Annotated in this window: 27 protein-coding genes and 1 pseudogene; 6 read left to right on the forward strand and 22 right to left on the reverse strand. The window is 33.5% G+C overall.

Annotation, left to right across the window (positions count from 1 at the left end; translation table 11 throughout):
* Window positions 1-149 precede the first annotated feature (149 nt).
* From HS5_RS01285 to HS5_RS01295, 3 genes are all read right to left on the reverse strand, one after another.
* On the reverse strand, window positions 150-593 hold the full coding sequence (locus HS5_RS01285) for a hypothetical protein (RefSeq protein WP_236752280.1): 444 nt from the start codon (window positions 591-593) through the stop codon (window positions 150-152).
* 1,461 nt (window positions 594-2,054) lie between these two features.
* Entirely contained in the window at window positions 2,055-2,843 is a 789-nt protein-coding gene (locus tag HS5_RS01290) for a hypothetical protein (RefSeq protein WP_236752281.1), read from the reverse strand.
* Window positions 2,844-3,180: 337 nt separating this feature from the next.
* Entirely contained in the window at window positions 3,181-3,357 is a 177-nt protein-coding gene (locus tag HS5_RS01295; protein ID WP_236752282.1) for a hypothetical protein, read from the reverse strand.
* 643 nt (window positions 3,358-4,000) lie between these two features.
* Between HS5_RS01295 and HS5_RS01300 the strand changes: the two genes are divergently transcribed.
* Window positions 4,001-4,390: a hypothetical protein gene (locus tag HS5_RS01300; protein ID WP_236752283.1), complete on the forward strand. Its 390-nt coding sequence runs from the start codon at window positions 4,001-4,003 to the stop codon at window positions 4,388-4,390.
* Window positions 4,391-4,798: 408 nt separating this feature from the next.
* On the opposite strand, the gene cmr3 is transcribed toward HS5_RS01300, so the two are convergent.
* From cmr3 to HS5_RS01375, 15 genes are all read right to left on the reverse strand, one after another.
* Window positions 4,799-5,767: a type III-B CRISPR module-associated protein Cmr3 gene (gene cmr3, locus HS5_RS01305; protein WP_236752284.1), complete on the reverse strand. Its 969-nt coding sequence runs from the start codon at window positions 5,765-5,767 to the stop codon at window positions 4,799-4,801.
* Window positions 5,745-8,975 carry a type III-B CRISPR-associated protein Cas10/Cmr2 gene (cas10, locus tag HS5_RS01310; protein ID WP_236752285.1) on the reverse strand — a complete coding sequence of 1,077 codons (3,231 nt, stop codon included), beginning with the start codon at window positions 8,973-8,975 and terminating at the stop codon, window positions 5,745-5,747. The genes cmr3 and cas10 overlap by 23 nt, the downstream gene beginning before the upstream one ends.
* A 2-nt stretch (window positions 8,976-8,977) precedes the next feature.
* Window positions 8,978-9,823 (reverse strand): type III-B CRISPR module RAMP protein Cmr6, encoded by an 846-nt coding sequence (cmr6, locus tag HS5_RS01315; RefSeq protein ID WP_236752286.1) that lies wholly within the window; start codon window positions 9,821-9,823, stop codon window positions 8,978-8,980.
* A complete protein-coding gene (gene cmr1, locus HS5_RS01320) occupies window positions 9,823-11,241 on the reverse strand; it encodes a type III-B CRISPR module RAMP protein Cmr1 (RefSeq protein WP_236752287.1) in 1,419 nt (472 codons plus the stop codon). Before cmr1 ends, cmr6 begins: the two co-directional genes overlap by 1 nt.
* Window positions 11,242-11,250: 9 nt before the next feature.
* Window positions 11,251-11,733 carry a type III-B CRISPR module-associated protein Cmr5 gene (gene cmr5, locus HS5_RS01325; RefSeq protein WP_236752288.1) on the reverse strand — a complete coding sequence of 161 codons (483 nt, stop codon included), beginning with the start codon at window positions 11,731-11,733 and terminating at the stop codon, window positions 11,251-11,253.
* Window positions 11,723-12,619, reverse strand: coding sequence for a type III-B CRISPR module RAMP protein Cmr4 (cmr4, locus tag HS5_RS01330; RefSeq protein WP_236752289.1), 897 nt, complete (start codon window positions 12,617-12,619; stop codon window positions 11,723-11,725). The genes cmr5 and cmr4 overlap by 11 nt, the downstream gene beginning before the upstream one ends.
* 5 nt (window positions 12,620-12,624) lie before the next feature.
* Complete coding sequence (locus HS5_RS01335; protein WP_236752290.1) at window positions 12,625-13,179, reverse strand: type III-B CRISPR system CMR subunit Cmr7; 555 nt, start codon at window positions 13,177-13,179, stop codon at window positions 12,625-12,627.
* A 369-nt stretch (window positions 13,180-13,548) separates the two neighbouring features.
* Window positions 13,549-14,478: a hypothetical protein gene (locus tag HS5_RS01340; protein ID WP_236752291.1), complete on the reverse strand. Its 930-nt coding sequence runs from the start codon at window positions 14,476-14,478 to the stop codon at window positions 13,549-13,551.
* Between the two features lie 143 nt (window positions 14,479-14,621).
* Window positions 14,622-15,320: a hypothetical protein gene (locus HS5_RS01345; RefSeq protein ID WP_236752292.1), complete on the reverse strand. Its 699-nt coding sequence runs from the start codon at window positions 15,318-15,320 to the stop codon at window positions 14,622-14,624.
* A 199-nt stretch (window positions 15,321-15,519) separates the two neighbouring features.
* A complete protein-coding gene (locus HS5_RS01350; RefSeq protein WP_236752293.1) occupies window positions 15,520-15,675 on the reverse strand; it encodes a hypothetical protein in 156 nt (51 codons plus the stop codon).
* Window positions 15,676-16,106: 431 nt separating this feature from the next.
* Window positions 16,107-16,376 (reverse strand): hypothetical protein, encoded by a 270-nt coding sequence (locus HS5_RS01355; protein ID WP_236752294.1) that lies wholly within the window; start codon window positions 16,374-16,376, stop codon window positions 16,107-16,109.
* Window positions 16,369-16,566, reverse strand: a complete 198-nt coding sequence (locus tag HS5_RS01360) for a hypothetical protein (protein ID WP_236752295.1) — start codon at window positions 16,564-16,566, stop codon at window positions 16,369-16,371. Before HS5_RS01360 ends, HS5_RS01355 begins: the two co-directional genes overlap by 8 nt.
* A gap of 922 nt (window positions 16,567-17,488) precedes the next feature.
* Window positions 17,489-17,791, reverse strand: coding sequence for a PIN domain-containing protein (locus tag HS5_RS14565; protein ID WP_346729549.1), 303 nt, complete (start codon window positions 17,789-17,791; stop codon window positions 17,489-17,491).
* Window positions 17,792-17,909: 118 nt separating this feature from the next.
* The gene (locus tag HS5_RS01370; RefSeq protein ID WP_236752297.1) at window positions 17,910-18,428 is read right to left on the reverse strand and encodes a hypothetical protein; all 519 of its coding nucleotides are present in this window, start codon (window positions 18,426-18,428) and stop codon (window positions 17,910-17,912) included.
* On the reverse strand, window positions 18,425-19,024 hold the full coding sequence (locus tag HS5_RS01375) for a hypothetical protein (protein WP_236752298.1): 600 nt from the start codon (window positions 19,022-19,024) through the stop codon (window positions 18,425-18,427). The genes HS5_RS01370 and HS5_RS01375 overlap by 4 nt, the downstream gene beginning before the upstream one ends.
* A gap of 634 nt (window positions 19,025-19,658) precedes the next feature.
* Here HS5_RS01375 and HS5_RS01380 point away from each other — a divergent pair.
* Window positions 19,659-19,808, forward strand: a complete 150-nt coding sequence (locus HS5_RS01380; RefSeq protein WP_236752299.1) for a hypothetical protein — start codon at window positions 19,659-19,661, stop codon at window positions 19,806-19,808.
* 80 nt (window positions 19,809-19,888) lie between these two features.
* On the opposite strand, the gene HS5_RS01385 is transcribed toward HS5_RS01380, so the two are convergent.
* From HS5_RS01385 to HS5_RS01400, 4 genes are all read right to left on the reverse strand, one after another.
* On the reverse strand, window positions 19,889-20,095 hold the full coding sequence (locus tag HS5_RS01385; protein WP_236752300.1) for a hypothetical protein: 207 nt from the start codon (window positions 20,093-20,095) through the stop codon (window positions 19,889-19,891).
* 773 nt (window positions 20,096-20,868) lie between these two features.
* Complete coding sequence (locus tag HS5_RS01390) at window positions 20,869-21,834, reverse strand: dTDP-glucose 4,6-dehydratase (RefSeq protein ID WP_236752301.1); 966 nt, start codon at window positions 21,832-21,834, stop codon at window positions 20,869-20,871.
* Window positions 21,831-22,865 (reverse strand): glucose-1-phosphate thymidylyltransferase, encoded by a 1,035-nt coding sequence (locus tag HS5_RS01395; protein WP_236752302.1) that lies wholly within the window; start codon window positions 22,863-22,865, stop codon window positions 21,831-21,833. Before HS5_RS01395 ends, HS5_RS01390 begins: the two co-directional genes overlap by 4 nt.
* Window positions 22,866-23,684, reverse strand: a complete 819-nt coding sequence (locus HS5_RS01400; protein ID WP_236752303.1) for an NAD(P)-dependent oxidoreductase — start codon at window positions 23,682-23,684, stop codon at window positions 22,866-22,868.
* A gap of 79 nt (window positions 23,685-23,763) precedes the next feature.
* On the opposite strand from HS5_RS01400, the gene rfbC reads away from it, so the two are divergent.
* The 4 genes and pseudogenes from rfbC to HS5_RS01415 all read left to right on the forward strand — a co-directional run bounded on the left by rfbC (window position 23,764) and on the right by HS5_RS01415 (window position 26,130).
* On the forward strand, window positions 23,764-24,294 hold the full coding sequence (rfbC, locus tag HS5_RS01405; protein ID WP_236752304.1) for a dTDP-4-dehydrorhamnose 3,5-epimerase: 531 nt from the start codon (window positions 23,764-23,766) through the stop codon (window positions 24,292-24,294).
* Between the two features lie 323 nt (window positions 24,295-24,617).
* Window positions 24,618-24,887, forward strand: a complete 270-nt coding sequence (locus HS5_RS14415) for a class I SAM-dependent methyltransferase (RefSeq protein WP_256445553.1) — start codon at window positions 24,618-24,620, stop codon at window positions 24,885-24,887.
* A 23-nt stretch (window positions 24,888-24,910) separates the two neighbouring features.
* Window positions 24,911-25,339, forward strand: coding sequence for a methyltransferase domain-containing protein (locus tag HS5_RS01410; RefSeq protein WP_256445554.1), 429 nt, complete (start codon window positions 24,911-24,913; stop codon window positions 25,337-25,339).
* A gap of 198 nt (window positions 25,340-25,537) precedes the next feature.
* Window positions 25,538-26,130, forward strand: a pseudogene (locus HS5_RS01415) (IS6 family transposase).
* The last annotated feature ends 5 nt before the right edge of the window (window positions 26,131-26,135 follow it).

Here is a 26,135-nt window from a genome sequence, read left to right on the forward strand (position 1 = left end):
TTATGATAATAAAAGGCTTGTTAATTGAAGTTTTCATAATTATTATCTAAAAAGTTACTTAGAATAGTTGATGTAATAAGTATAAATTTATACTATCCAGGTTAGCGTTAGTGAATATTTTGGAGGAAACTGAAAAATACATAGCCCTGCTAAGCAAGCTTTAATTTCCTTAGATAGTCTACTAACCCCTCCTTAGAATCAATAATTCCGAAAACATAGTCAGCTTCTTTTGAAACGTCTATGCCATAACTTTTATATTCATCCACTATCTTATCCCTAATCTTAAGCCTAGCCAAAAAGTCCGCATCAGTATCTAACAATAATTCTCCGTAAAAGTAAGCTAACCTAGCATGATATCCTTCTTTCCTAAGCCTTAATGCGAACTCTAAAAGCATAACCAAATCCAAATGTGCCTCTTCTAATCCATTCTCACTGACGCTCTTCCTCATGAAGTCAACCAACTTAGAGTCTACCATGTCTTCAACACTATTCATGAATTTTCTCAGAATCTTAAGCTTCTCATCGCATATCCCAGTTTCCTCATACGACTTAAGTACGCTAGGATTTAATGAGATTATAGTTATTGAGTACAAGACGTCTTTAAGCGAGCACAGAACTTTAGGAATTGGGATTCTTCTATTAGATTTAAAAAATAGGTAGGTCCAATACTCTCAACTGTTGGCTAGGGCTTAAATAGGAAAACCTGGACAGAAATAGTCCAGTATTCTCCCGTAAGAGACGCTCTTTCTGCAGCATAATTTTTAATAAGGGATTTATATAGTGGTCATCTATATCTAGGTCGACTAAAGGTAACAAATTATCCATAATTTATCGCCTAACAATTTACTAAAGCGTCTATTACCTTGTAAGGCATAATATAATGATTTTCTACAATACATAAGTTCCATATTTTCATAAGTTTATCTACTTATACGCATTTAAAAAGCTTATGAATGGTAGGCTAATTGGTCAATAGCACATCTGAGATCACTCTTTCTTACCTCCTACTATAACTTATAAAAAGCGTACGCTAATAAGGATCAACCATAAGCTATCTCATGACCTCTAATTACTTATCTCCTCGTATCCAGTAAAGTGACTACTCTCAAATTTACAGTTGTCTGCTAGAGGATTGTAAAAAAGCTTTGTTAGAGTATGCTTCTCCATAAGATAAGTTGTCATTCATATATTAATATACTTTATTTGTTATCCTGACCATTTGTTCATGTACTCAAAATGGTACTATCCTATTTCCGTTAATATTAATAAGGCAATAACATCTGCCTTTTTTGCCTACTTTTCTTAGATGTTAAGCTCATTAATTCAAGCATGTAAAGGTAAGTTTCACTAGTGTTTTGGAAAAGTTCTTGATCATGATTTAGTATTGCATCCTTTGTCTAAAGCCATAAACTTTCTAGAAGCACTAACTTTGATAAAAATTAGAGAGAACAAGGCAAATGATGTTATATTTTTAGTTAGTACTTATAATATCACTTTAAATATGTCTCAAAATAACGTCCAAACTATAATTGATGAATGTAGCAAATTGCAAAGCCTTAAAGAAGAAATTGTAAGAAGTTGCATTAGAAGTATTTCTTGGGAAATTATGATATTTATAGCAAACGAACTCGGCAAGTGTTATGAGGGCTTTCTAGGAATAATAAACTGTAATGGAAAACGTGTAAGCAAAGGAATAAGTGAGTCAAGTCATCAAAGATTTTCACGAAATACTAATCAAGAATAACATAAAAAACGCTGAAGACATTATAGCTAATATTGAATTAATTTATTTGATGAGAATTATTGCTGATCATTTCGGAGCTGATAGAATTTTTTCCTCCAGTGGAGAATTAGTGATAACATACCTCTGCAAAACTAGTAAGCCTCGCAAGCCTTCAGATTATTGTAATGCACAATGTAAATATAGTATTAGTAATAATAAATTGAAGCAAGTTGCATTTATTCAATCTTCTACGACGCAAGACATTGACCTGGAGTTTAATAGTAAGATGCTATCAAAAGTTGTTGAGTGTGCTAAAATTCTACTTAAAGACTTAGTCCCTGCCGTTAAGTCTATCTGTACTTGAAAGCTTTTTCCATACATCTCCTGCGAAGAATATCCTAGAAAATAGGAAAGGATACCACGGTTCTGAAGAGAATTCATTCTTAATTTCCTCGTATTTATCTTTGTAACTATTCTCTAGAACTATCCAAAATTCTCCTTCACAACAAGTAGCGTAAACTCCAAACCCCTTTTCATTAAACCTATGAAGAAGCAAAATAAGAAGAAATAATGCATAGTGCGGATTACCGTATTTCTTACTTTTAGCCTCATCCATAAAGCATTCCAATCCGCTAAAAATATCATTCGTACTAACTATAAAATTGAAATACGCCATAAAATTGAAAGGTATATTAGAATTGACCAGTCTATCGATAAATGCAATGCTTGTCACTGCCTTAGTAGGAAATAGGAGAACCTTTTCTTTTAGGATCTTTGGGATATATATTGAAATTATTGTTATACTATTATTTAAAATTTTGAAAATTTCCATAATAATGTATGAGCTGAGTATTTTTTCAAGTAACTTTTTATAATCTATACTACAATTTAATGAATATTTTTCTTTATAATACAATAAATAGTCTATACTCCTAAGGAAATCTTCTGTCTCGTTCTCTCCTCCCAATTTATCTGCATACTTGACGTACTCTTCACAAAAAGTGTCAAATGAGATAGGTGAAGCGTTGTGCATACCCTTTAATATCCTTCTCAAGTTCTCATCGTCTATATCATAGGATATTAACTCATCAACATTAAAGTCTTCAGCAGAAGTTAACATTATAAAAATGTATCTTAATGTGATAATTAAATATTTCCTCAATAGAATGTATAGCAAGAACTATTAGATAAACAAACTTGATCAACTCTATAATAGTTGCTTAGCAATGAAAAGTGCTCGATAATAGGTTAAAATAATGGCTATATCATTAGAGAGATGACTGAAAGGTTTTTTGAGCTGGGGTCGGGCAATGATGAACGGCTTGAGACTTGAACATGATTCCGGGCTATACGGAGCCTGACCCCAAATATTTACTTTTTCCCTTTTATTAAAAAGCTTTATTATACAAGGGCTCGCTTGCTGATTTCTTAAATGCTACAATACAACTTAATTAAAGCTAATAAATGTATAATACAGACTCTAAACACCCTTCTACTATTCTTTTTCCTTTTACTCGTACATATTGAGATTTATACTTTTCATACTCCTCAAATTCTTCTAAACTTTTTGTACTTTCAAACTTTACTTGTTGAAAACCTGCAATACCTAATACACTATCTAATGGTATCCTCATAAGAACCTACATAATATTCTAATTCGCAAGTGTCAGATTCACGTTTCCGATTCATATTTTCAAAACTCTTTGTAGGTAATAGTGATAGTATGTCATTTATAAACAAACTACTATTAGATATTATTACAATTTTAATGCTTTTTCTCATGATCAACTTTACATAAGGAGATTGAGGCGAATAATTTGTATGAAGCACTTTTGTGCTGCTCTAAAAGATTCTTCGCATTTGTCTAGGCGATGTTGATATACTTTCTCTACCATAACATGAAATTTATTTTCCGAGTTAATAAATTTTGATAAAATATTACTTATACAGAAAATTTACATAGACTTTCCCATTTTACATTCCCAAAGCCCATCCTTAGTCAATGGCTCCCACTACCTATTCTTTAAATACCAACAGTGTTTACCCATAGCGTAACTTATCCTTGCTCTTCTAATTCCACCATGGTCATACCTCTTAAGAGATACACGGACACTTTTAACTCATTGGTGCTAGTCTAGGGAAACACCGTTCAAAAGGATATCCATGATTAACCAGTTTGCATATGTGGTTGTGCGTTGCATATTCGTCCTTCCGTTTAGCTATTGTCGATAAAATTACTCTAAAAAGCTTATTACCTAACGGTTAGACTGTATATTTATGAATGAGTATATTGCCAAATATATTATATCTAAGGGTTACAGAAGGGTTGGGGAGATAAACATTAGGTATGTAGCTAATGACGACGAGAGCATTAAAATTGCTAAATCTGTTTGTGAGAAGTTAGGCGAGGAAGATGTTGAGGAGTTAGTCGTAGAGAGAATAATAGGTGAAGCAAATGGCAGTCCACCAGGTAAGTCAGACGATGATAAATTACTTGGGACTATAGCAGGCGTAATAATGAGCACGTTAACAGATCATGTCATAGATTCTACAATAACTAAAGTGGTATACTCCAAAAAGTATCCTTGCATTAGACCGAGATCATTAGACGATTTGGATAAATATATTGATACCAAGAGATTAGAAGAGATCGTTAATGAACGTTGACGAGTTTGTTAACTTATGTGACGCCAAATGTGTAATTTTTGACACAAGCATAATCCTGGACTATACTAGGCTTTTAAAATATCGTAAGTTATATGAACAAAAATGGAAATCCTATCTAGAATTATGAATTGTAATAAAAAGACTATAACCAGTTTAATATATGAAGAAATACTAGCAGGAGCTTCTCAAAACGGTGCTTTGTGGATTAGTTTGAAATTTCTTAGGTCTTAAGCTAGAAGAAGCAAAATAAAATTTTAAATCTTGTGTTGAATTAAAAGTTAGCTTTAGTTCTATTGAGAAAAACTGAAGAACGTCAGAAAGCATATAGTCTTGCGCTTTCCGTTCTTTTAATTAATAAGAACTTCATGGAATCAGTAGTGTTACAAGTGTTAAAGCTAAAAATCTTTTTTACTTTCTCCTAAATCTTAACTGACAAAGAGAAGTGAGAGTATTATATCCTATTTTTTCATATATTTTATAGTTAGAAGATGTTTTGCTTTGAATTGTATTGAGAAAATCAATAAGCTCCTTCTTAATCACACTACCCTCAAGAATTGCAGTTAACATCTCTTTTCTTTTTTTATTTCCAATATCAAATCCCAAGGAAATTTTATCAACTTTACCCATTATGATATATTTATCAGCTTTTTCTAAAAAATCATCCAAGATCTCGTCAGATATTAAAATCGGAGACAGAGCAAGATAATATTCAGTATTAGCATCAATTGGGACACATTCGTCTATCACTTTGAGTTTTACTACTCTGCCTTCACCTCCTAAATTCATAAATTCATCATTGATTTTTCCCAATAAATTATCATTGCCATCTATGAATATTACATAATTTATATTGCTCTTAAAAGACACATACCTTGCAGAATATAGGTAATGTTCCTTAACTGTCCTAGTATTCTTATCTATCTTTATTCCTATCCTATTCTGGAAATCTATTATATCGAATAATTTATTCTTTTCATAAAATAAATCATAGATCTCTTTTTCCCAACGCTCGTGCTTTTCATCTAATTCATCCATTTTATACAAAATAGAAAGATCCATTTGATCTACCAAAGCGAACAAATTATCCAATCTAAGAGGAAATAGGTAGTCCTCATTCACTTCTACTAAGGTACCGTAAATCGTTAAATTACCTAATAAGTGGTTAAGTTTCACTAACCAATCGTTGTTTAGATTAGTTTTCAAATTGTCATATGCTAAAGAGCCTAGCATTCCAGCAATAGTTGAAGGCCTAGGTATTATTAACGATTGGGCAAAATTATGGGAACCAGTGATTAACGGTCCAAATTCACCCTGACTTCTTAACATCAAAGGTTCAACAGTTTTTATTGAAATCTTAATCATTATTTTTTCCTCCATAAATTATTCTAAGAGTATAAACAATGTTAGAAATGAGGTCTTGAGGAATTTTTATTATATAATTGGAAACTTTTAATCTAACGTTATACAATTCCTCATTAAAAATAATTTCGTCATTTCCTCTCTGAGAATTGCTTTTTATCCAATAGTCTATTAGAGCTTGAGTGACAGATTTCTCATTTTCCGAGCTCACAAAGATTAAATCCTTATAATCCTCATAATCATAGAGTAAAGATGTTGAAATTTTACCCTCATCAATTTTCCTCTTTAATTCAGATATTATATCTAGGATAGATGCTATGTTACTAAAGTCATTTGCAGAGTCAACTATAGGTCTCTTTAACGATAAAGGGATAACCGAAGTTAAACCTTGATATCTAAATATTGCAACATCCTTCTTAATGTATTTGAACTCTGTATTATATTTTATTTTATATCTTATCATTTCCTTGCCTTCTTCCAAGAGGTTATAAGAATCGTTTATGACAGTAGATAAAGGATCAGCATAATGAGCTATACTAACAGAGTAGGATCTACCAACAATAGGTAATGAAGGATAATACGCATTGCCAATTTTAACGAATCCGTTTTCTAGGCACATATTTCCTATTTTTCCGCTTCCATATCCGGCAAATGCTCTTCTACTCTCCTTAACGAAAGCTAAAACCTCGTCTACCGGTAACATTACCAATAAGTCGTCTCCACCAGCATAAATTACGAAACCTTTGTGTTTATTTACTAATTCCAATTCTAGAAGTAAGCCTCTATTTAATGCAGATGAAATTGCTACATGCCAAGCCGGAGTAACTATAATTCTATCCTCGTTAAATATTTCATTAAAATACTTAATCGACTTATTAACTTCTTGTATATAATTTTTTTCGTTAAATCTATTGGAATAGGAGTGTTTTCTCATTTTAATTTTATAAACTTCATTAAGATATATTTTCTCGATGCATGGATACATTTTACAATTATGATTATCTCTTGTTTTTTGAAATTCTATACATTCCATTACGCTCTTTACATAATTTACTATCGACTTACTTCCAGCATTTATCAAATAATCTCCAAGAACCTTATCTACAATATCTTTCTTATCACTTATATTTGCATAATCTCCAGAATCTATTATACCTGCTAAGTAAGGTGTTAATTTACCCTCTAATAAGTCACCTAAATAGTCACTATCGGCTCTAACTAATGCGTAATAAGGTGAAGGAAATGATGTTCCAATATGTTTGAATATTGAAATATAATCCTTTCTTCTAGCCTCACTGAACCAGTGATCCTCTGGATTTATACTTATGTCTATTGAAGATAAAGGATAATTATTATTAAACCAATTCCACATTGAAACTTTTTCCTTCTTACCTTCTTTACAAAGTTCCTGTCCTTCGTCAGTGCATATTTCATCAGCATTTTGTATTAATTCCTCGAATATCTTGATTGACGCTATATCACTAGTAGAGGGAACCTCCATTTCTATCTGACGTTGCAATATATTATCTACTAGTTCATTCACGTCGTATAGATCGCCTAAAAGTAAAGATCTTATCAATCTAGGTTCTACGCCTAAAGCTCTCTTTGCTAAACACCAAGGGCATAATCTCTCTCCTGGAGAAATAAGCTTCTTCAACTTCTTTGCATCATCCTTATCTTTAGCTAAGCCCAAGTTAACCGCATTTCCCTCAAATTCCTCCTCTGAAGGCATTATAACTACTGCAGGTAAAACTCCGCAAGAAGTACAAAATTCATAGCCTCTCTTTGATTTCTCGCCAAATTGAGGTAATTTACCATCCCTTGTTAACTCAAATAACTTTAAATGAGACTCTGGTGTAACCTTAATCAACTTATCCTTCTTAAACTCACTAACTAGCTTCCGATATTTCCTATCGTAAACTTTCCACGCATCAGACCTTAATTTTGATGAACTTTCAAACATCTCGCTTTTCTCTACGCTAACCTGCCTTACACGAATCTTTAAAGGAGAAGTAAGTAATAACTCTTCAGCCCTATTTAGTACGTTACATACTAGATTCCAAAAACTATCATCTCTTTTCTTTTCAGAATATATCCTTAAAGTTTGAATTAGCCTCTTCCAGCCCTTATTATATCTCTCTTTTACCTTCAAAATGAAGTAGTTATCATCTGAAAGGGAATAATATTGATCCCCGTCTTTCTTAAACCCAGGCAAGATAAACGTAACCCTACCGGGAATTATGGGATACGGAGGAATTTTCAATTTTTTGAAGAGTTCATCGCCATTAAATATATATTTAATTACTAGCTGTTCAACTTCGTTTATCACTTCATCGTCTAATTCTTCTTTCCTTAATTTTTCCAGGAGGTAAAATGCATAAAACTGATTAAATCTCAGAGATGGGAAGAGAACAACGTCAGGACCATATTCCTCTATGAAGTTTGTAATGACGTACCATAAAAGTGCTGAGACTAGGTAGCTTGAAATCCAAATATCCCTAGTCTTTCTTCCCTTACTTATGAAGTCTGCAACACCTACAGTATCTATACCTAGTAGATAACCTTTTCTTTTACTTCCACAATCTTCACTAAATGTTAATATCCAATTCATCATAGCTGCAGTTGCGTACAAATGATCAAAAATATTGTGAGTAGGATTCCTAGTATCTGCTGGCCCGACCGGTAAATTCTCGTTAATCCATTGAAGTTCGTACTCAAGATAAAACAGTTGATATAATAACGTTACGTTATTTTGTAGTGTTGTGATATGTCTATTTAGTATAGATATATAATTTCTTGCTAAATTACGATTTAAGGGGATGCTGGGATTACTCTTACTAAATAAAGGAAAGTCTGATAGTTTATACTTACCATCTACATAAAGACTTGGTTGTAATATATTTTTTAAAAATATATTATTTTCAGGGAATAGACTACTATTTCCATACGTAATACTGCCTAAATATCTATCGATTGAAGATGCTAAACTATCAGCTTTCTTGATTTTAGAATCTCTAATTTTATTAAATTCAGTAGATTGAATATTAGTATTGTTAAAAAGTTTTATTGCCAAATTTTTTGCTTCAGTCTCATGTTTGCGTCTAGTCTTACCCGAAGGTGCTTGGGGATTCCAGCTTATTACTGCTGGTTTATTTGGCGGATCGTGTAATAGCGCTTTAATTTTATGTAGCACGAAATCTTTTATGGTAATTTGTCTCCTACTCATTTTTATCTCACCACTTCTAACCCAGTTAACTCAAATAATGAATATCCAACAGAAGATCTAGCTCCTAAACCCTTTATCACAACTATTGGTAATGTATCACAAACCGGCTTTCCCACGTCTTCTCTTTTATAGTAAATTAAGAATCTAAACGTGACCTTAGGAGCTATTGTTAAATGTATAATCGGCGTTGGTTCTGCGTCAGCCTCAGACTTCTTCTTACTATAATGAGGTGTAATTACGTCTGGTACAAACACAAAATTCTCAGCCCTTACTGGATAAGCGTCTGTAAAGTTTATACTTCCTTCTCTTTCCGTATCACCGAAAATTTCCTTAGCTTCTTGTTCACCTAATTTATCTTCAATATAACTCCTTATAATTCCTTTAATCTCAGAAGCGGGTATGTAAGGCAAATTCATATATGGATCAAAGGAAATCCCAGACTCAAATACCAACTTACCTAAGGAAGTTGAGACTCCAACAAGCATTTTAGTTCTCGTTATAATTTTAACATCTATAATAGTATAGTGTAATTTTTTCAGCATAGACTTTAAATTATCAGTGTAAGCGTTTGCCTGTTTCAATAACTCTTTGTCTAAGTACTTTGAGATTGATTCTGCTATCTTCCTTTTCATAAGGGCTTTCTTATGCTTTATATCACAGTCTATTATTGAATATTTTTCTAAAAATGAATTATAGGAGTTTTCTGACATAAATACATTAAGCATATTAAATATTATGCTTGTAGTGCTTAAGAATGAAAATAAATTAATATTCTTATTTAAACTGACTTTATTCTCTTCATTATCAAGAAACTCTAATATTTTGATTAAATATTGATTAATCTGCATTATCTATCACTTACTTTAAAATATTTTTTTAAGAGATTTATAAAATAAATATTGGATTTCAAGTAGTTCGAGTTAAGTATATAAAATATTAAATAATAATTCCCAGCCACCTGAAGAATTTTAACTCTTAGATTGGACGGTCTTCTATTTTTACTATTTATAATTAATCTCATATAATCTGGTTTAATATAAATGCCGCATAGTTCTTTATTTAAGTCGTTACTAATATTCATTTTCCTATTTCCGCAAAGAGCTAGAAGAAATGCTCTTTTTTCTATATTACTTGATGACTTAATATTTCGATCGTTTATACTAATCAAATCTGCTATATTAGCCATAATATCAAGCAATTTCTGTTCTTGTGAAACACTATAGATTCTCATGTTTGCGTTAAAATCATTAGTATGTAAATAATATACAAAATTATTCTCATCGCAATTAAGCCGTTCCATTTCATTACTCCATGATATCACATAATTAGATAATGTATCTATATACCCTTTAATCATATTTCTAACTACATTTGTAAGTCCTTTTTGTGCAATATTCTGGCTTAAATTCCTTATATTCTGCTCTATGAAATTACATAGTTCGTTATAGCACTCGACATTTAATATTGATAAACTTCCGAAACCTCTACTTGTCTTCCTTCCAATGCCGCCTAATAATAAAAAGACAAAAAGACTATGCAGTGTGAATTTCAACTTATTTTCAAATTCTATATCATTACTTCTATTTTTGTCCAAATATATATTTAAGACAAATTCAATTGAAGGTTTTATATATAGTTCTTGAATATAATTCTTAACAAGTTGATATAGAAGAAATCTTATCACATTATTATTACTAGTCTTTTCTTTCAATTTAATTTTTCTGAATTCTAATGCCTCAAAATCCAATAACTTGTTTCTGTTTATTATTTCTGGATTTATCGATTTCCATCTATCGTCAATGTGTACAAATAACGGAATTTTTTTCGAATTCTTCCACGAATTTCCAATTTCTAGACAAAGTTTAATCTCTCTATCTCTAGCATATAAAATAGTTATAAATATCGAATTTTTCTTATAATGTAAATTATTCTTTATAAAATCTATAATTTTATCGTCATTCTCAATCTCAATATTAAATTCTTTCTCCTCTTCCTCAGATAGCACCTCCAGTCTGATAGAAGATTTCTTGTTTTCGCTACCAAAAATATCCTCAAAAACTCTATCGATGGAGTCGTAAGTATAGAGCTTATCTTGCTTTGCATAGGTTACAGTATTGAAAAGTACTCTATTCCACCATCTCCATAGTCCCTTAATTTCTGTAGGTCTTACCGTCTCTTCATAAAAATCATTTATATTATGCTTATTATACCCTCCAGTGAGCGGATATAAGGCTTTTAACTTTAAAGAAAGTAGAAGTTCTTCCATTTACTTCACCTAGATTAAAGCTTCTGCCAGTCTCTTTATTGCAATTAAATAAGTTCTAAGTCTTGCAGAAATAATAGGAGCTTTAGCATAGAATTCATTGATAAGGCCTAATTGACCATCCACGTTATTAAGGTTATCTAGAATCGTATTATTAATAATCTCTTCTTTACTTAAGTAGAAAAGTATAATAAATAAATAAGCTCTATAAGAAGCATCTTCTTTTTCTTCTAATTTACCATTTGGGCTATCCCTAAGTGCAGAAGATAAAAAAGTTATAAATGAATCCATCTTATTTTTATCTTCTAGTCCCGCCTTAGAGAATATATAGAAAAAAGTTGGTACAAAGCCCGAAGTATATATCTCTTCAACTAAATCCCTCGCCCTACTTCTAAATCCCTCTTTAGTCTTCTCATTAGAAGCTTGAAGAATTATTTTAAAAGCGTCTAACGCTAGTTTATAATCCTTATTATGAACGTTTGACTCATAAGTCATCTAACCACCTCAGTCTAACTATCCCTTTTCCTATAGTTTCCTTACCGCCAAGAATTACGTAATCTGTCTTTCTTAAAACACAATTAACGAAATCTGCAACATCTTTTCCTTCCCTAGCTAAGAACACAGAAAAGAATAAAGAGTTCATAGGAACGTATTCTTCAGACCATAATCCACCTATTCGTGCCGTCTTTTTTTCATTCTCGATCTTTATTCTTCTAACCCTTAGTAACGATCTGTTAATTACTTCCCTTCCTAAATAATCGTTAAGTATTATTAAAGGTTTAGGTTGCCCGTTTGTGCCATAAGAATTTCCTTTAAGTACTTCATTTAGTACACTAATATCAACATCGTTTTGTTTAGCCTTCTCTAAGTTAACATAAAAATCCTCATTTAATATAGTGCTATTGACCCCTTTGGAAAAAGTTACATTTTTCTCATTTTCATTAAGTATACTATCTATTAAATTCTCAAAAGCAGTATATTTTTGATTAGACAATTTACTTATTATATCTAAATATGATTTTACTTTTCTGAGAAGTTCATAAGTAGTAACATAAACCCAGGCTTCATTCAAGCCATTTACGCTTATATTCCTTGCGGGAACTGCAAAAAGAACAGCGTCCAAAAACGAGCCTAAAGATGCTTCCTCAGAGTTCTCCTCATAACCTAAAGTCTTGTAAACTACTTCCCTTCTATTATAAAATTCTTTTACAAGAAAAGACTTTATTGCGCCTTTTAAGCTTGATGCATAGATCATTGGATAATTTAATTCGTCCTTCTGAAAGGGTAAGTCGATCTCTTCTTCTACTGACGATCCTGAACCTACGTGCAAATGAGTAACTGCATTAATAAAGAACGGCTTGCCAAAAGCATAATATGTCATGAAAGTCACGCAATATAGTAATAATTTATTATATCGTTCAACAAATTTAGTAATTTGTCATAATTATCTATTCCATAAATTTTCGATATTCCACATATATTTTTAGGATCTGATTCAAATTTCTCGTATTTAGTTGTTGAAATGAGGAGAGGGTCATCCTTTATCATTATTTTTACTGTTATTTGTTGATTCGAACATTTTGACTTTCTTATTAAGTACAATTTATCTAAGTTATTAAACTTAAAAGTTTTGACGTTTTGTTGTGTATCAAATTGTGCATATATTAAAATTCCTTTGACATAATCGCATGGATCTAGCGTGGGAACTAATGACAGATCGTCCTTCTTTAATGCGTAACCAGTTAAGACTAATACGTCATTCATCTTTAAATTTCCATTATTATCGTTAGTAATCTTTGTAAAGTGATTACTATTATTCGGAACTGTGATATCTATCTTTGTGTTATTATTTATCTCTACTAGCAGTTTATTATCCTTATAATTATATTTAGCGTCTTTTACTAATGGTAGGAAAAAATATTCTACGTTTTGGGTTGCCATTAATATTAAGTCTTAAAAAGATAAAATATATACTTTATTATTACTATAAATAATTTAGGGCTGTATTGCCTAAGATTATGTGTTAAATTGAATCTAGAATTCCCATTTTGGAAGAACCCTTGTGTATATTCAGCATAAACCACTCGGATATAAAAATCTCAGAAACAATAATACGCTAAAGTAAAAAATTCCATATATAGCTCATTCATGCTGTAACCACAAGAGCTTAGGATATTTTCATGAATAGTAGCAGACTAATCCAGTTATTTGCTAAATAAATCTAGGATTTACAAGAAGTATGAACAACAGTATTTTTATGTTAATAATTCAACCCTTTAGTCTATAAATAGTTCCTCCTTAATTATTTGTTCAGTTGCTTCTTGACGCGAATACTTTAACAATTTTATTAACAATTTCATAATCATTATCATTAAACTCATCGTATATACAGATTTTATCGTTATCTAGCTTTATCTTAAATAAGAGATTTTTGTTATGTGGTTTTAAAGACGATATTATTTTATTCTTTTTAATTTTATATCTTTTACCTATTTTTAATTTTGTATTAGCACAGTTTATTTCTACTACTATATAGTAAGTTCTATTTTGAGGAAAATCAAAGGCAATTTTTAAGATATTCTGATTTATTAACTCTTTTCGTCTTTGATTGGGACTGTCAAATAAACAACGATCTATATTGTATAACGCTGTATCTCTATTACATTTCTTAAAAGCAGAAAATAGATCATCCCCGTCTCTAGTAGCTTGTTGTTGAACATCTTGAATTAATATATACTTCCCTCCTAGTTTTGTTTCTCTAACTCCTAGAATATCCAACTGCCTGCCCGGTTGGCCATTTTCACAAATTCCGCACGGAATATCTATTATTGTTTCGTTTCTCTTATAATCTGACGAAGGTAAGTTAGCCCATTTTAATGTATACGGACTGGTTAGATCATCAAATTTAGTCTCTTTAGTTATTTCTGCTAATCTTTTGTCTTTGTTATAATAATAAATTTTATTGTTATCGTTCTCAGTATAAAAAATCCACATTTCTCCTATACACTCTGTTGCAGAGTTAGTATAGACTAAAAGTCTTTTATCATTTATAACTCTTATATGTAATGTCGAATTCATTTTAAAATCTATACACTTATCATTATTACTTGTTTTCTCAACGCTAAGCTTTAAATTAGGTGTTGTTAGCCGGCTAAAAAAGATGCTAGCTAAAAATCCTCCTAGTATACCACTTGCAATAGTTAACAAGATACTGATTATTTGCTCTAAAACTTCACTCATAAAAGTAAAAATGATGTAAAAGATAATAAATTTTTTATAAAAATGAAAAGAGCAGCAAATTTCTTAGATTCATTGTACGCTTACCATAATTTAGATATTTTATAAATATAATAGTTACATAATAATATTCATCTAGTTATATATTAAATAAAATATAATATTTGCCAATCTGCAAAGCTTGCTCCACTTCCGAAATTAACTCCAAAGTATGAATTAGTAAAATCCGGCGTTATATCGAATTTCTTCCATTCCGCGCTTATTTCATCCGATATGGCGTTATTTGGATCAGTAATATCTGAAATTTTAAAAGATATGTTGTCTTCGTCAGCCTTAAAGTCCAATTGCAAGATCATATTAGGTTTCATCCCAGTTATCCTATTTTTATCATTCTTTCTTTCAATTATATCATTTATATGAGAACCGCAGTAAGCCTTTATCTCATTATTTTTCGATACAAATATATTGAATGGATTTGAAGCTCCTCCTTGTTGAGTATAATAGTAAGGATCCCATTGAATTGCTACGTAAGGTGTTTTTGAGTTTAGGAAGGGGATTAAACCTTGTATATTACAATGTATAGGTAAATTAACTTTTAAGCTATCCTCTAACATTATAGGCAACATTACAGTTATTCCATCTGCAGGATAGCCCAAATAATAATGGAAAGTAAAAATTAAGCTGAAATTTACCTTACTTCCATTTATCTTAATTAATCTTAAAGACGCTGATTGTGTAGAGTTTATTACTTGTTCTGCAGAGATTTCTTCTTTAATAGATAGTGAGTTAAAATTTCCTTCTATATTAACAGGAATAGTATAGGGTATTGATATTTCTATTTTCATAAATATCATCTTTGGATATAAGTTAAAATATTTTTCTATAGTATTAATTAGGTAGTAATAATGAATAAAATGATTGTTTTTAATTTCCTTTTATAAATGAAAAGTAAAGGCTAAAAGTAAGAATGTCCTTATTTACAAATATGAAAGGATCTAATTGTGCTTTTCATTGTACCTTTACTTAAATGATAGGACTAAGCGTTTACTTAAGTAAACAGAAGTAGATAAATACTATTATCTCAAATATTATTATAATAATACTAATTATTACTTTAATATATCCGTTAATGATATTAGTATTATTTAGCAAAGTTAAAGCTAATGATAATAAAGAAATAACTATCGTTGTGTTGCTCATACTTAAGCCGATACACAGAAGTTTAAAAATGTTTATGACAATTTTAGATATAACTAAGATAATATAACTTTTAATATAGATAAATTATTATTTAATCTTACGCAATATTTTAATTATTTACAACGGTTAGTTTTCATCCTTCTCAATGTCTTTTCTTGTGTTATCCTCAATTATGAAATCGCCTATCTCGGAATTCCTCACTGATTCTTTCTCTAAATATCTTTTAATAGTTTCATCTCCTTTAGATTAAAACAGGATATATTAGTAACCCATCGTAAGTTGCTAGATACTTAAAGTTTCGAAATACATTGCAAGATTAAAAATCTTCTGTACTCTAAATATATTTGAATATCTAATATTTCCACCCATTCTGTATTATTCCGTATAAATTTACTACAGTCTCAAATTGAGGAAACCCTACGAAAAGAGATTTACTTTCCTTCATTATCCAATGCTCCCAATATTTTATCCCTTATTATAGAATACCTTGTATATTCAAGGTACTTCATATAAACATAATTAAGTATTTCGCTCCTACTCTTCCTTACCCAATACTTAAAGAAATTCATAAGGTCTTCATCGCCTTCCCTTAAAACTAAGTTATCCTTGAGAAAGTAAGTCCTCTTATATCCTACAACTGCTTCACTTAAGACGTCCCTAATTTCCTCCTCTTTTACTCCAACTTCTCCCTCCTCAATCAATATAATCCTGAAGTATGCTGGAATAAGGACCGAAGAACCATGGCCTAAAATTAAGCCTCAAGTCTAATCCCTTCTCTTTTTCAAGTAAAAAGAAGATCTTCTGCAATTTCGTAGCGTTAACCTCTGCATTCTCATTATTAGCAACGTAAAGTAAAAGCTTAATGAGGTGAGAAATATTATCATCCATCATAAACATCACCTCAATATTAGGAGAGAATTAATAAAAAATTTAGAGCAAGAAGAAAAAGATTACGCTCTTCTATCTCCAGCCATTGTCTTTAATCCAGATACGGACACAATACGTATTTTATTGATTTTGAAGCAAAGTTCCGTTCAAGGGAAATACCTAACTATGTTAGTTAGCGTCACAAGCGACTAAGGTCATTTGAACAATAGCCCAAGTATGGAGAGGTGAGTGAAAGTTTTGTTTTTTAATTAGTCTTTTGAAGTAAATAAGGGGTCGGGCAATGATGAACGGCTTGAGTACTGAGCATGATGAAACCGAGCTATACGGAGCCCGACCTCACATTTTTATATTCATCTCACGTGTTAAAAAGCTTTATTATACAAAGTGATTTGTGGAGTAGTTCAATTTTTATCAAGGTTAACGTTAAATCAATTAAACGCATGATTTGGAATTTAAGAAAACGAGGCTTAATGCATAAAAAATTGAAGTGCATAACCAAGTATGTAAAAAGGATTCTCTTATAACGAGTTCCCATGTACTTCATTCAGGATGATTTTGTTATTTGATATAAGATAATTTGTGACTAGATCTGTCAACTTAAAATAAGATATGCTAATTTTATCGCCATTAAAGTGATTGAAGTGAAGGAAATGAACATTTTGAATAAACTTTCAACGAAACTGTTTCAGAGATTATGAGGAGGTTAAATACTCTTTTTCCTAATAGTTGCAAAGGACTAGCTTTACCTTAAGATGTTAAAAGTGAACCATATCTAAGATGTACTTCTTATCGATAAAATCATTTATCCTTTACATTTACTATGGAAAAGACTGACATCCTCAAGCGTCACGTAATATATTCATGGTTTGTTTAAATTACTTGTCCTTATGGACTTTACTCTTTCTTAACTAGACGGAAGTTTGATTCATTCAACGTTTATACGTTTTGCATAGTCCTTTAACCTGTCCCAGTCGTTATCGTTAGATAGAACATCAACTCCTTGTTTTTTAGCTATTACAGCAAGTGCTGCATCTACTACGTTTACGTCTTTCTCAACCATTACTTCGAACGCATCAACAAAATCCTTCAAGCTAGGATATTCAAATTGAGCATTTTGCTGATGCAATATCTTCAAAAACTCCCGACCAAACGCTATATATTTGTTAGCTTCTTCTGGTTTATTTTTCTTCATGCACTCTAGTGCATTTTTCCTTATTACTTCCATCATTTCTGCAATAACAAGGTCTGAAAATATCAGATCGTAGTTATTAAATAGGTCAAACAGCTTTTCCTCTTTTCTATAATTATATTGGTATCGATTATTATTCTGGATTTCAACGTAATCACTACTTAGAGAGCCAATACAGTTGTTGTAGGAGGTGATCCTTGTACTTCTCCATTTTAAACTCTCCGTATACTGGGATAATTTCTTCTTTTCCCACACCGTTAATTAAAGTCATTGAAAGGATAATGTACTCCACTCTCTTTACTAAACTGCAATCGTTTAAATAGACGATCTTAACCTCAGGGTCTACGTCAGTCAGATTACGCCTAGTCTCTATTTTATATCCCCACTTAAGGTCTCTCAATACTTTCTCTAAATCCAACGGCTTAACGTCTGGCAAAACAATGTCCTCAAGGTCTGAGTTCCTCACGTAATTTAACCAATCCTCGTAAGTAGTAAAATACAGAGGGTTTCCCTCGTTATCGTAGTCCACACGTAATACATTAAAAGGTAATGCATATACATTACTAATTGAGTATGAAGGCTGTAAATATGTGGTGGATATTAATATATCATTTATTATTGTAGTTGTAGACTTTGCGGACTCCATCTCACGCAATTTTTCCACAGTCAAGCTCACACTAATTTCTCATCACCTCTTACTATCTTTTCTACTTCATTAATTATACCCTTAATTGTATCTATACTTACTTGTTTATTTCTATAAATTATCTCTACTAAGGATTTCCTAGTGTCGAGGACGTAAGGTAGGACAGTTATTGACGACAAGTAATCAGACTCTCTTAAGTCCCCCTCGCTATTATAGTCCAGTAAGACATAACCTGTCTTCCTATATTTAGTTGATCCACGTAGCTCTGCATCCAAAATGTAAATTAACATAACTTCGATTAAATAGTAGACGTTTAGTAATCTTCCCAGTTCTGAGAGCTTCAAAACAGCATCCTCAAATTTCTCAATTGTAGTTTTGCCTAGTGCAGACTGTAAAATAATTCCTTTCTTCTCTTTGAAGGAGACCTCATACATTAATAATTTTAAGTCATCATACGTTACAGTAGTGATAAAGGAAGAAGGAACGGGGAAGTTGGGATATAGCGATTCATTTACTGAAATTAAGGGCAAGTTAAAGTTCACCTTCTCATTAGAAAGGATCCTCAAAATTACGTCCTTACTAGAATCGGTAATAAGCGAAACGGAAGCGTAACGAAACTCACTCATAATTAAAGGTTAGAGTAAATTCTAATAAAGGTTAATGATAGATAGCAGTTGTTCTACTTTATCATTAGACACGATGAACTCATAAACACGCAAGCCTGTAGCTCCTAAGCTTAAGAGAACTGGACATGCACATCTACTTCTCTGGCTTTACACCTTTCGACTTACAGATGCAAACTATTAGTACTATAATGAATTCCGTATTACATTTGTAATGGGAAAAATGTACACTAGCGCACTCTATAATCAGAGTATCCTTTTCAGATTATTTTTAATGATAAGCTGAAATGAAGGCATTCAGCACTACTAAGGAGAGGTTACTGAAAGTTTTCCGGGTCGGGCAATGATAAACCGCTTGAGTACTGAGCATGATGAAACTGGGCTATACGGAGCCCGACCTCACATTTTTATATTCTTCTCACGTGTTAAAAAGCTTTATTATACAAATGGCTCTCTTGTAATGGTTTCCAAATTGCATTGCGGTAAGCTATATTTTCTACTTAGTCATCCTTGAAGGTTAAGAGCGAACCATGGGGATTTAGTAATGCATCTAACAATTATTTATTAAGTATACTAGAGTAGTAGGATTTTTTAAGAAAGCAGAGTCTTTTATATTATAAGTTGAGGTGTTGAGTAAATGTCAAGCAATAGAAGTTCCAATATAAAAAGAAAAGAAATTGAAGACGCGATAAACATGTTGCTAAACACTACTTTTAATGGCCCACCATGGCCTAGATGGGGACCTGCTAAGGACGTTCTGGGGGAAAGTAACAGAAAGTCAAAGTAAGATAATCAATTTTTGATTTAAATATTTTTAATACACTAATTTTTATTAATAGTTAGGCAACAGAGCTCAATTCGAAAAAGTTAACCATTAACAAGGATTAGAAATCCGTAATATACTGCATCAAAGGCCACTACGTGCACTCGTATCGTCCTTAAATTCACCGTTTTACTCACAGTTCTAGCTAATTCATTATTTACCGCTTCTCCAATCTGACATATCATGCCTAAAGTGTTGTTAATTTTCACTGACTCGTTTAGCAGGGCTCCTTCAAGATCCTGAATTTGCAAATAGCCTCCACTTTTCTATTCACGATAAAGCAAACGACTAGCTACGGTAGGCCCAAAATACGATTGTGAAAATAGCTCTCACCAACTAATAATGAGAAATTAATGTGATTGGATAATAGTCAATTTTATGAAAAATTTTTGAAATTCGTAAGTGTGATGCCCGACCTTTTATATTTCCATAAGGTAAACTGAGGAATATCACCACGATATTAGAAAATAATAAGATATAAATATTAAAAAGTGTTTATACCTATTACTCGATACATTATTCTTAATACTCTTAAACCTGAGTATAATGATATTCTTTTATTTAAGAATATATTAAAAAGTAATTAGTGAGGGAAAGTAGGACAACTACTAATACTATAATTTCCTAGCCTGGTACTAGTCGCATGGTTGTAGTACGTAATAATAAGGACTAATAAGAATTAGAATTTTTATCGAATATTTAACCTTAACAAGGGATACATCTACAGCTGGTGTTCCATTATTTCTCGTTTTCTACTACTTCAATAGAAGCTGGAGAGGTGGGTGAAAGTTTTGTTTTTTAATTAGTCTTTTGAATTAAATAAGGGGTCGGGCAATGATGAACCACTTGAGAACTGAGCATGATGAAACCGAGCTATACGGAGCCCGACCCCACATTTTTATATTGTCTCTTGTGTCTAAAAAGCTTTATCAACTAAGGCTCTCTTGAAAGTCCTTAAGGTTCTGAACGCCTATTCGAGATATTTCAAGTTACACTTCTAATAAAGAAAATTACATACTTCTTATTATGTATTTACGCCTCCCTTACTCCAAGGCTCGTCCTCAACGAAAAATTTATCATTAATCAATGGCTCCCACCACCACTTATTTTTAACGTACCAATCAACAGTCTTCCTTATCCCCTCCTTAAAAGGAGTGACCTCGTATTTAAGCCTCGTAGTCATGCAGTACCTCCTATCGTGACCCGGCCTATCAGAAACAAACTTAACCTTAACATCCTTGCCCATTACTTCTCCCACAGTCTTTATTACGTCTAAGACGCTGTACCTTTGACCTCCAGGGATATTGTAAACTTCACCGCCCCAGTTAGCCCGCTCTAGTACGTCGTAAATTATCCTGGCAGTGTCTTCTACGAATATCCAATCCCTCTCAGCCTTACCGTCACCGTATACTGGGGCGTGGAGGCCTAACATAGTCCTTATAATAATTTTAGGAATAAGTTTCTCAGGGAATTGCCTGGGCCCGTAATTATTTGAAGGCCTCACAATTATAGCCTTGGCCCCGTAAGTCCTTACGTAAGCCTTTACGAATAAATCTGCAGATGCTTTAGCTGCACTGTAAGGTGACGAAGGGTTTAGAGGAGAGTTTTCGTCGGCACACTCCTCACCATAAACCTCATCTGTAGAAATGTGTACGTATTTGAAGTTATGACGGCGTGATGCCTCTAAAACGTTCACAGTCCCCAAAATGTTAGTAGTTAAGAAATCCTTTGGGCTATAAATAGACCTATCCACGTGAGTTTCGGCTGCGAAATTTACCACCACTTCCGGCATACACTTAGCTATCGTTTCATGAAGCTTTTCGTCCCTAATATCACCTTTAACGAACTCGTAGTCAGTGTCCTTTAAGCTCTCTAACCTACCGGCGTAAGTAAGCAAGTCGTAAACTATTGGTTTGATCCCTCTCTTATTTAACTCTCTCACAAAGGCAGAACCTATAAAACCAGCCCCTCCTAAGACCATTACCCTCATATTATCACCGTTGAATTCTCACCTACTATCAACTTCTGCCACTTCTTACCCCTCTCCACAGTAGAGTTATTCCCTATGAGTGAGTCCATAAGCGATACACCCCTTATTCTGACGCCGTCCAGGATCACGCTGTACTCAACTTCACTGTCAATAACTTCGCTTGAATCTCCTATAGAAGTGAAAGGACCAATGTAAGAGTTAATTACTTTACTCCCCTTACCTATAAATGCAGGGCCCCTAACTACTGAGTTTTCTATAACTGCACCTTTCTCAATTATTACTCTACCGTCAACTGTCGAACCCTTGACTTCGCCCTCTATCTTTCTCTCAGCATACCTATCTAGGAGAAAAGAGTTAGCCTCCAATATGTCCTTAGGAGTACCGGTGTCCTTCCACCAGCCCTGCACTATCTCGTAATCAACCTCTTTTCCCTCGTCAATTAAAGACTGGATCGCGTCAGTGATCTCCAGTTCGCCCCTCCAACTGGGCTTAAGCCCCTCTATTACGTCGAATATCTCCTCAGTAAACGCATAAACTCCCACTAACGCAAGTGTAGAGATGGGCTCCTTAGGTTTCTCAACTAGCTTAACAACTCTCCCCTCCTTTAGCACTGCAACACCGAAGCGGTTAGGGTTATCCACATTTGCCAAGAGGATGGAAGCAGAGCCTTTAAAGGAAATAAACTTCCTCAGGTCGTATGGGACTAGATTGTCACCTAAGTAGACTAGGAACTTCCCTGAGACTACTTCCTTCACCTTGTAGACTGCGTCAGCCAACCCCCTAGCCTCCCCTTGGTAAACGTAAGTTATGTTGACGCCGAAAGGGCTACCGTCACCGTAATAGTCTACTACCTTTTTAGGAGTATTGTCCCCAAGCACGAGGATCACGTCCTTTATTCCTGCGTCCCTTATTTGTTCGAGGACCCACTGAGAGACTGGCTTTCCTGCGACTTTTATCAACTGTTTTGGACCGGTGTGGGTTAAAGGCCTAAGCCTTGTACCTTGTCCGCCGTGTAAGATCACTGCGTACATTCAGACCACCACCCCGTCAAGGTCTAGAGTATAAAAATCAGTGGAAATGACCTTCCTAGCCCTTGAGGAGTCTAGAGAAGAATCAAAAGGCCTTCTTGCTACCCATCCCTTCACTTCGTCAATCTCTTTAACTTCACCCGGTAGGTTAAACTTCTCCTTAATCTTCCTCGCGAGTTCAAAGCGTGAAACTCTCTCTCCTGCAACGTGAAGTACTCCGGTCTTCCTGAGGTCTAGGAGTTCTACCAAGGCTGAGGCAAGTTTTCTAGCAGAGATCGGGGAATAATATCCATTGAAAGCAAAGACCGTCTTCCCTTCCTTGAGAGTTTTGTAAACGTATAACGAAAACCCTTTATTCCTGAAAACTCCAGAAGTCCTAACTATTAAAACGTCGTCCTGCATTGCGAAAGCCTCACCAAGTAACTTACTGAGCCCATAATAATTTATGGGATTTGGAATGTCCTCTTCTCTGTAGTTACCCTTTTGGCCGTCAAAGACGTAATCCGTGCTTACGTGGATAATGTAGGAGTCAACTACTTTCCCTGCCCTAACCACGTGCCTTACAGCCTCAGCGTTTACCTTATAAGCTTTCTCCTTTTCTATCTCGCACTTATCAACGTCAGTCATTGCTGCTGCATTAATTATGACGTCAGGCCTTTTCTTTATTATAAAGTCCTCTAGTCTAGGAAAGTCGGTGGCGTCAAGTTTATAACCACCTTGGATTTCAGTGGAACTGTATACCTTGATTAACTCGCGGTCTGAAAGCAAGCGCGAAAGCTCAATCCCCAGCTGTCCGGATGCTCCTAGTAAAAGGATTCGCATGAATTAAATATATATGATGGTATATTAAGCATTTCGAGTTATTGCGTGTAATTTTAAAACCTTTAAACTAGTGTATATTATGCCTTTCGAATTCAAAGAACTGGGAATGGGAGTCCTGCTCATAAAAAGCAAAGTATTTCCTGACAGGAGGGGCTTCTTTCTAGAACTTTTAAAAGCAACGGAATTCGAAAAATACGGTGTTCCTTCTATAGTTCAAGGCAACATGTCCTTTTCAAGGAGGGGAGTCGTTAGGGGTTTGCATTACCAATTACCTCCTAAAGAGCAGGGTAAGATAGTCTTTGTTCCAAAGGGGAAGATAATTGACGTTGCCGTTGACGTGAGGGGATTGTCGCCTACTTTCGGGAAATACGTTAGCGTTGAACTGAGTGAGGAAAACTACTACTTGCTTTGGATTCCTCCTGGCTTTGCCCACGGATTTCAAGCCTTGGACGACTCTCTCGTAGTGTACCTTGTGACGAATAATGAATATTCTCCTCAGCACGAGAGGTGCATAAATTACTCTTACGTTGAGTGGCCGATAAAAGACGTTGTAGTTAGCGAAAAAGACCTTCAATGTCCTTCCTTGGATAAGGCTGAAGCGTTTAAGTAATGTGCTATTTATGACCTATTACTAATTGAAAAAGAAGTTAATAGTTTATTGAGCATTTATTATAGGATTCGTTATTATATTTCTAGGTTTAGTGCAATCACCAGCTACAGAACTTATTAGAATAATTGCTATTGGCCTAATTTTCGCCAACGTTGCTCTTAACTCTATTATAGGGATAATATTGGAGAAAAGACACGTTGAGAATAAGAAAGGTTTAAGCACATCGTATATATGAGTTCCATCATTATATGCAAGCCTTTTATGTGTATTAGGTAACCAAATCTAGCAATCTAATTTTTAAATTCAAACATATTATCTATACTGTGGAAGACAAAAGAAATCCAATAAAGGAATTTTACGAAGAACATTATGCTAGGCTAGAACGGGATCAACATATGGCAAAAAGAGTAAGGCTAACAGAAGAAGCTATTCAAAAATTTGGGAGGATAGGAAATATCCTGGAAATAGGATGCGGAACTGGAGAAAATTTATTATACTATACAAAGAAGTTTGGCTTCAGTAAAGCCTATTGTGTAGAAGTAGCGTCATCTGCAGAAGGTACAAAGAAAAATGTGTATTTCCCATCATCTTAGACGTAAATGTTAGCAAAATTCTTTTGAAAGACTCATCTATTGACGTGATAATTTTTGAGGAAGTTATAGAACACCTCTATAATTCCGACCTTGTAATGAGCGAGATAAAAAGGTTACTAAAGAAAGGAGGTATAATTGTCCTGAGTACGCCAAATCTGGCATCTTGGATAAATAGGTTAACCTTGCTATTAGGTTATCAGTCTTTCTCTCATGACGTGTCTTTCCTAGGCGGATTCGGAAGATTAAAATATAAATCACAAACTAACGGTCACATAAAGTCTTTTACGTTAAGAGCTATGGTTGAATATTTAAAATTCTTTAATTTGGAAATTTTAGAAATTAAGGACATTGAAGCTGACGGCATTTCTGGACTTCTGAGCAAGTTTGATTCGTTCTTTTCAAGATTTCCAGGCCTTGCATCTCATATGTTCATTGTAGCCAGGAATCTTTGACAAGACCTTTGGTCATAATGCAAGTCTTTATTTACTGGAGTGTGGACAACAATTTTGTTAATTCAAAATAAATTTTATGAACTATTCATGTTCTATTGATAGAATGTGACGTAATACCTCTTTAGGGTGAGCACAGGAGTATTACTTGGGTGATGACATGGGAACTATGTGGAAAGTCCAGTGCTCACCCGAGTTTTAATGGAGTATATTAATCTTAAGCCTAGGTTCTACACTAGTGAGGTAATAGCCTCGGCTTTGGTTAGTTACCTCTCAGGTTTATCTTCTTGGAGGACTTCATTGCCTCATTCTACCTTGAGCTGCGTGAAGTACGTAGTGCCAATTAGCGGGTTTTATGCGGTAGAAGAGACTAAAATTATTGTAGTGGACGGGCAGTACTATTACGTGTGGATTGTGAGGGATGTGAAGACTGTGCCTTTCTTCATGATGACGAGCTTGAGGAGTGCACATACTAATTGACGAACGTGAAGAATGCAGAGGCTGAGAAAGTACTCAAAACGAGGATAGACAAGGTAATCTACACGATGGGGAAACAATCTATAACGCATTCACTTGGCTGAACACAAGAGGGTCAACGAGATGGATTACGCAGAACAAGGATTCAAGAGCTTAAAACACAGGATATCCTCAATGGATTTTCACTTCCCGTGGAATAGGTTCACGCTCACGAAGTAGTAATCAATGTTCTTCCTAGCTTTATAACGCGCTTTACGCTCCAGTGCATTTGCCAGACAGGGAGAGTGATAATAAATGTAAATATTCCAAATGAATGAAATTG

The organism is Acidianus sp. HS-5, from assembly GCF_021655615.1.
In the GTDB taxonomy this organism is placed as follows: Archaea; Thermoproteota; Thermoprotei_A; order Sulfolobales; family Sulfolobaceae; genus Acidianus.

What these genes read in the sequence shown, in the direction of transcription:
- HS5_RS01290 (WP_236752281.1), bottom strand. Translation starts at nt 2,843, where the DNA reads ATGTTAACTTCTGCTGAAGACTTTAATGTTGATGAGTTAATATCCTAT.
- HS5_RS01295 (WP_236752282.1), bottom strand. Translation starts at nt 3,357, where the DNA reads ATGAGGATACCATTAGATAGTGTATTAGGTATTGCAGGTTTTCAACAA.
- HS5_RS01300 (WP_236752283.1), top strand. Translation starts at nt 4,001, where the DNA reads ATGAATGAGTATATTGCCAAATATATTATATCTAAGGGTTACAGAAGG.
- cmr3 (WP_236752284.1), bottom strand. Translation starts at nt 5,767, where the DNA reads ATGGAGGAAAAAATAATGATTAAGATTTCAATAAAAACTGTTGAACCT.
- cas10 (WP_236752285.1), bottom strand. Translation starts at nt 8,975, where the DNA reads ATGAGTAGGAGACAAATTACCATAAAAGATTTCGTGCTACATAAAATT.
- cmr6 (WP_236752286.1), bottom strand. Translation starts at nt 9,823, where the DNA reads ATGCAGATTAATCAATATTTAATCAAAATATTAGAGTTTCTTGATAAT.
- cmr1 (WP_236752287.1), bottom strand. Translation starts at nt 11,241, where the DNA reads ATGGAAGAACTTCTACTTTCTTTAAAGTTAAAAGCCTTATATCCGCTC.
- cmr5 (WP_236752288.1), bottom strand. Translation starts at nt 11,733, where the DNA reads ATGACTTATGAGTCAAACGTTCATAATAAGGATTATAAACTAGCGTTA.
- cmr4 (WP_236752289.1), bottom strand. Translation starts at nt 12,619, where the DNA reads ATGACATATTATGCTTTTGGCAAGCCGTTCTTTATTAATGCAGTTACT.
- HS5_RS01335 (WP_236752290.1), bottom strand. Translation starts at nt 13,179, where the DNA reads ATGGCAACCCAAAACGTAGAATATTTTTTCCTACCATTAGTAAAAGAC.
- HS5_RS01340 (WP_236752291.1), bottom strand. Translation starts at nt 14,478, where the DNA reads ATGAGTGAAGTTTTAGAGCAAATAATCAGTATCTTGTTAACTATTGCA.
- HS5_RS01345 (WP_236752292.1), bottom strand. Translation starts at nt 15,320, where the DNA reads ATGAAAATAGAAATATCAATACCCTATACTATTCCTGTTAATATAGAA.
- HS5_RS01350 (WP_236752293.1), bottom strand. Translation starts at nt 15,675, where the DNA reads ATGAGCAACACAACGATAGTTATTTCTTTATTATCATTAGCTTTAACT.
- HS5_RS01360 (WP_236752295.1), bottom strand. Translation starts at nt 16,566, where the DNA reads ATGATGGATGATAATATTTCTCACCTCATTAAGCTTTTACTTTACGTT.
- HS5_RS14565 (WP_346729549.1), bottom strand. Translation starts at nt 17,791, where the DNA reads ATGATGGAAGTAATAAGGAAAAATGCACTAGAGTGCATGAAGAAAAAT.
- HS5_RS01375 (WP_236752298.1), bottom strand. Translation starts at nt 19,024, where the DNA reads ATGAGTGAGTTTCGTTACGCTTCCGTTTCGCTTATTACCGATTCTAGT.
- HS5_RS01380 (WP_236752299.1), top strand. Translation starts at nt 19,659, where the DNA reads ATGTCAAGCAATAGAAGTTCCAATATAAAAAGAAAAGAAATTGAAGAC.
- HS5_RS01390 (WP_236752301.1), bottom strand. Translation starts at nt 21,834, where the DNA reads ATGAGGGTAATGGTCTTAGGAGGGGCTGGTTTTATAGGTTCTGCCTTT.
- HS5_RS01395 (WP_236752302.1), bottom strand. Translation starts at nt 22,865, where the DNA reads ATGTACGCAGTGATCTTACACGGCGGACAAGGTACAAGGCTTAGGCCT.
- HS5_RS01400 (WP_236752303.1), bottom strand. Translation starts at nt 23,684, where the DNA reads ATGCGAATCCTTTTACTAGGAGCATCCGGACAGCTGGGGATTGAGCTT.
- rfbC (WP_236752304.1), top strand. Translation starts at nt 23,764, where the DNA reads ATGCCTTTCGAATTCAAAGAACTGGGAATGGGAGTCCTGCTCATAAAA.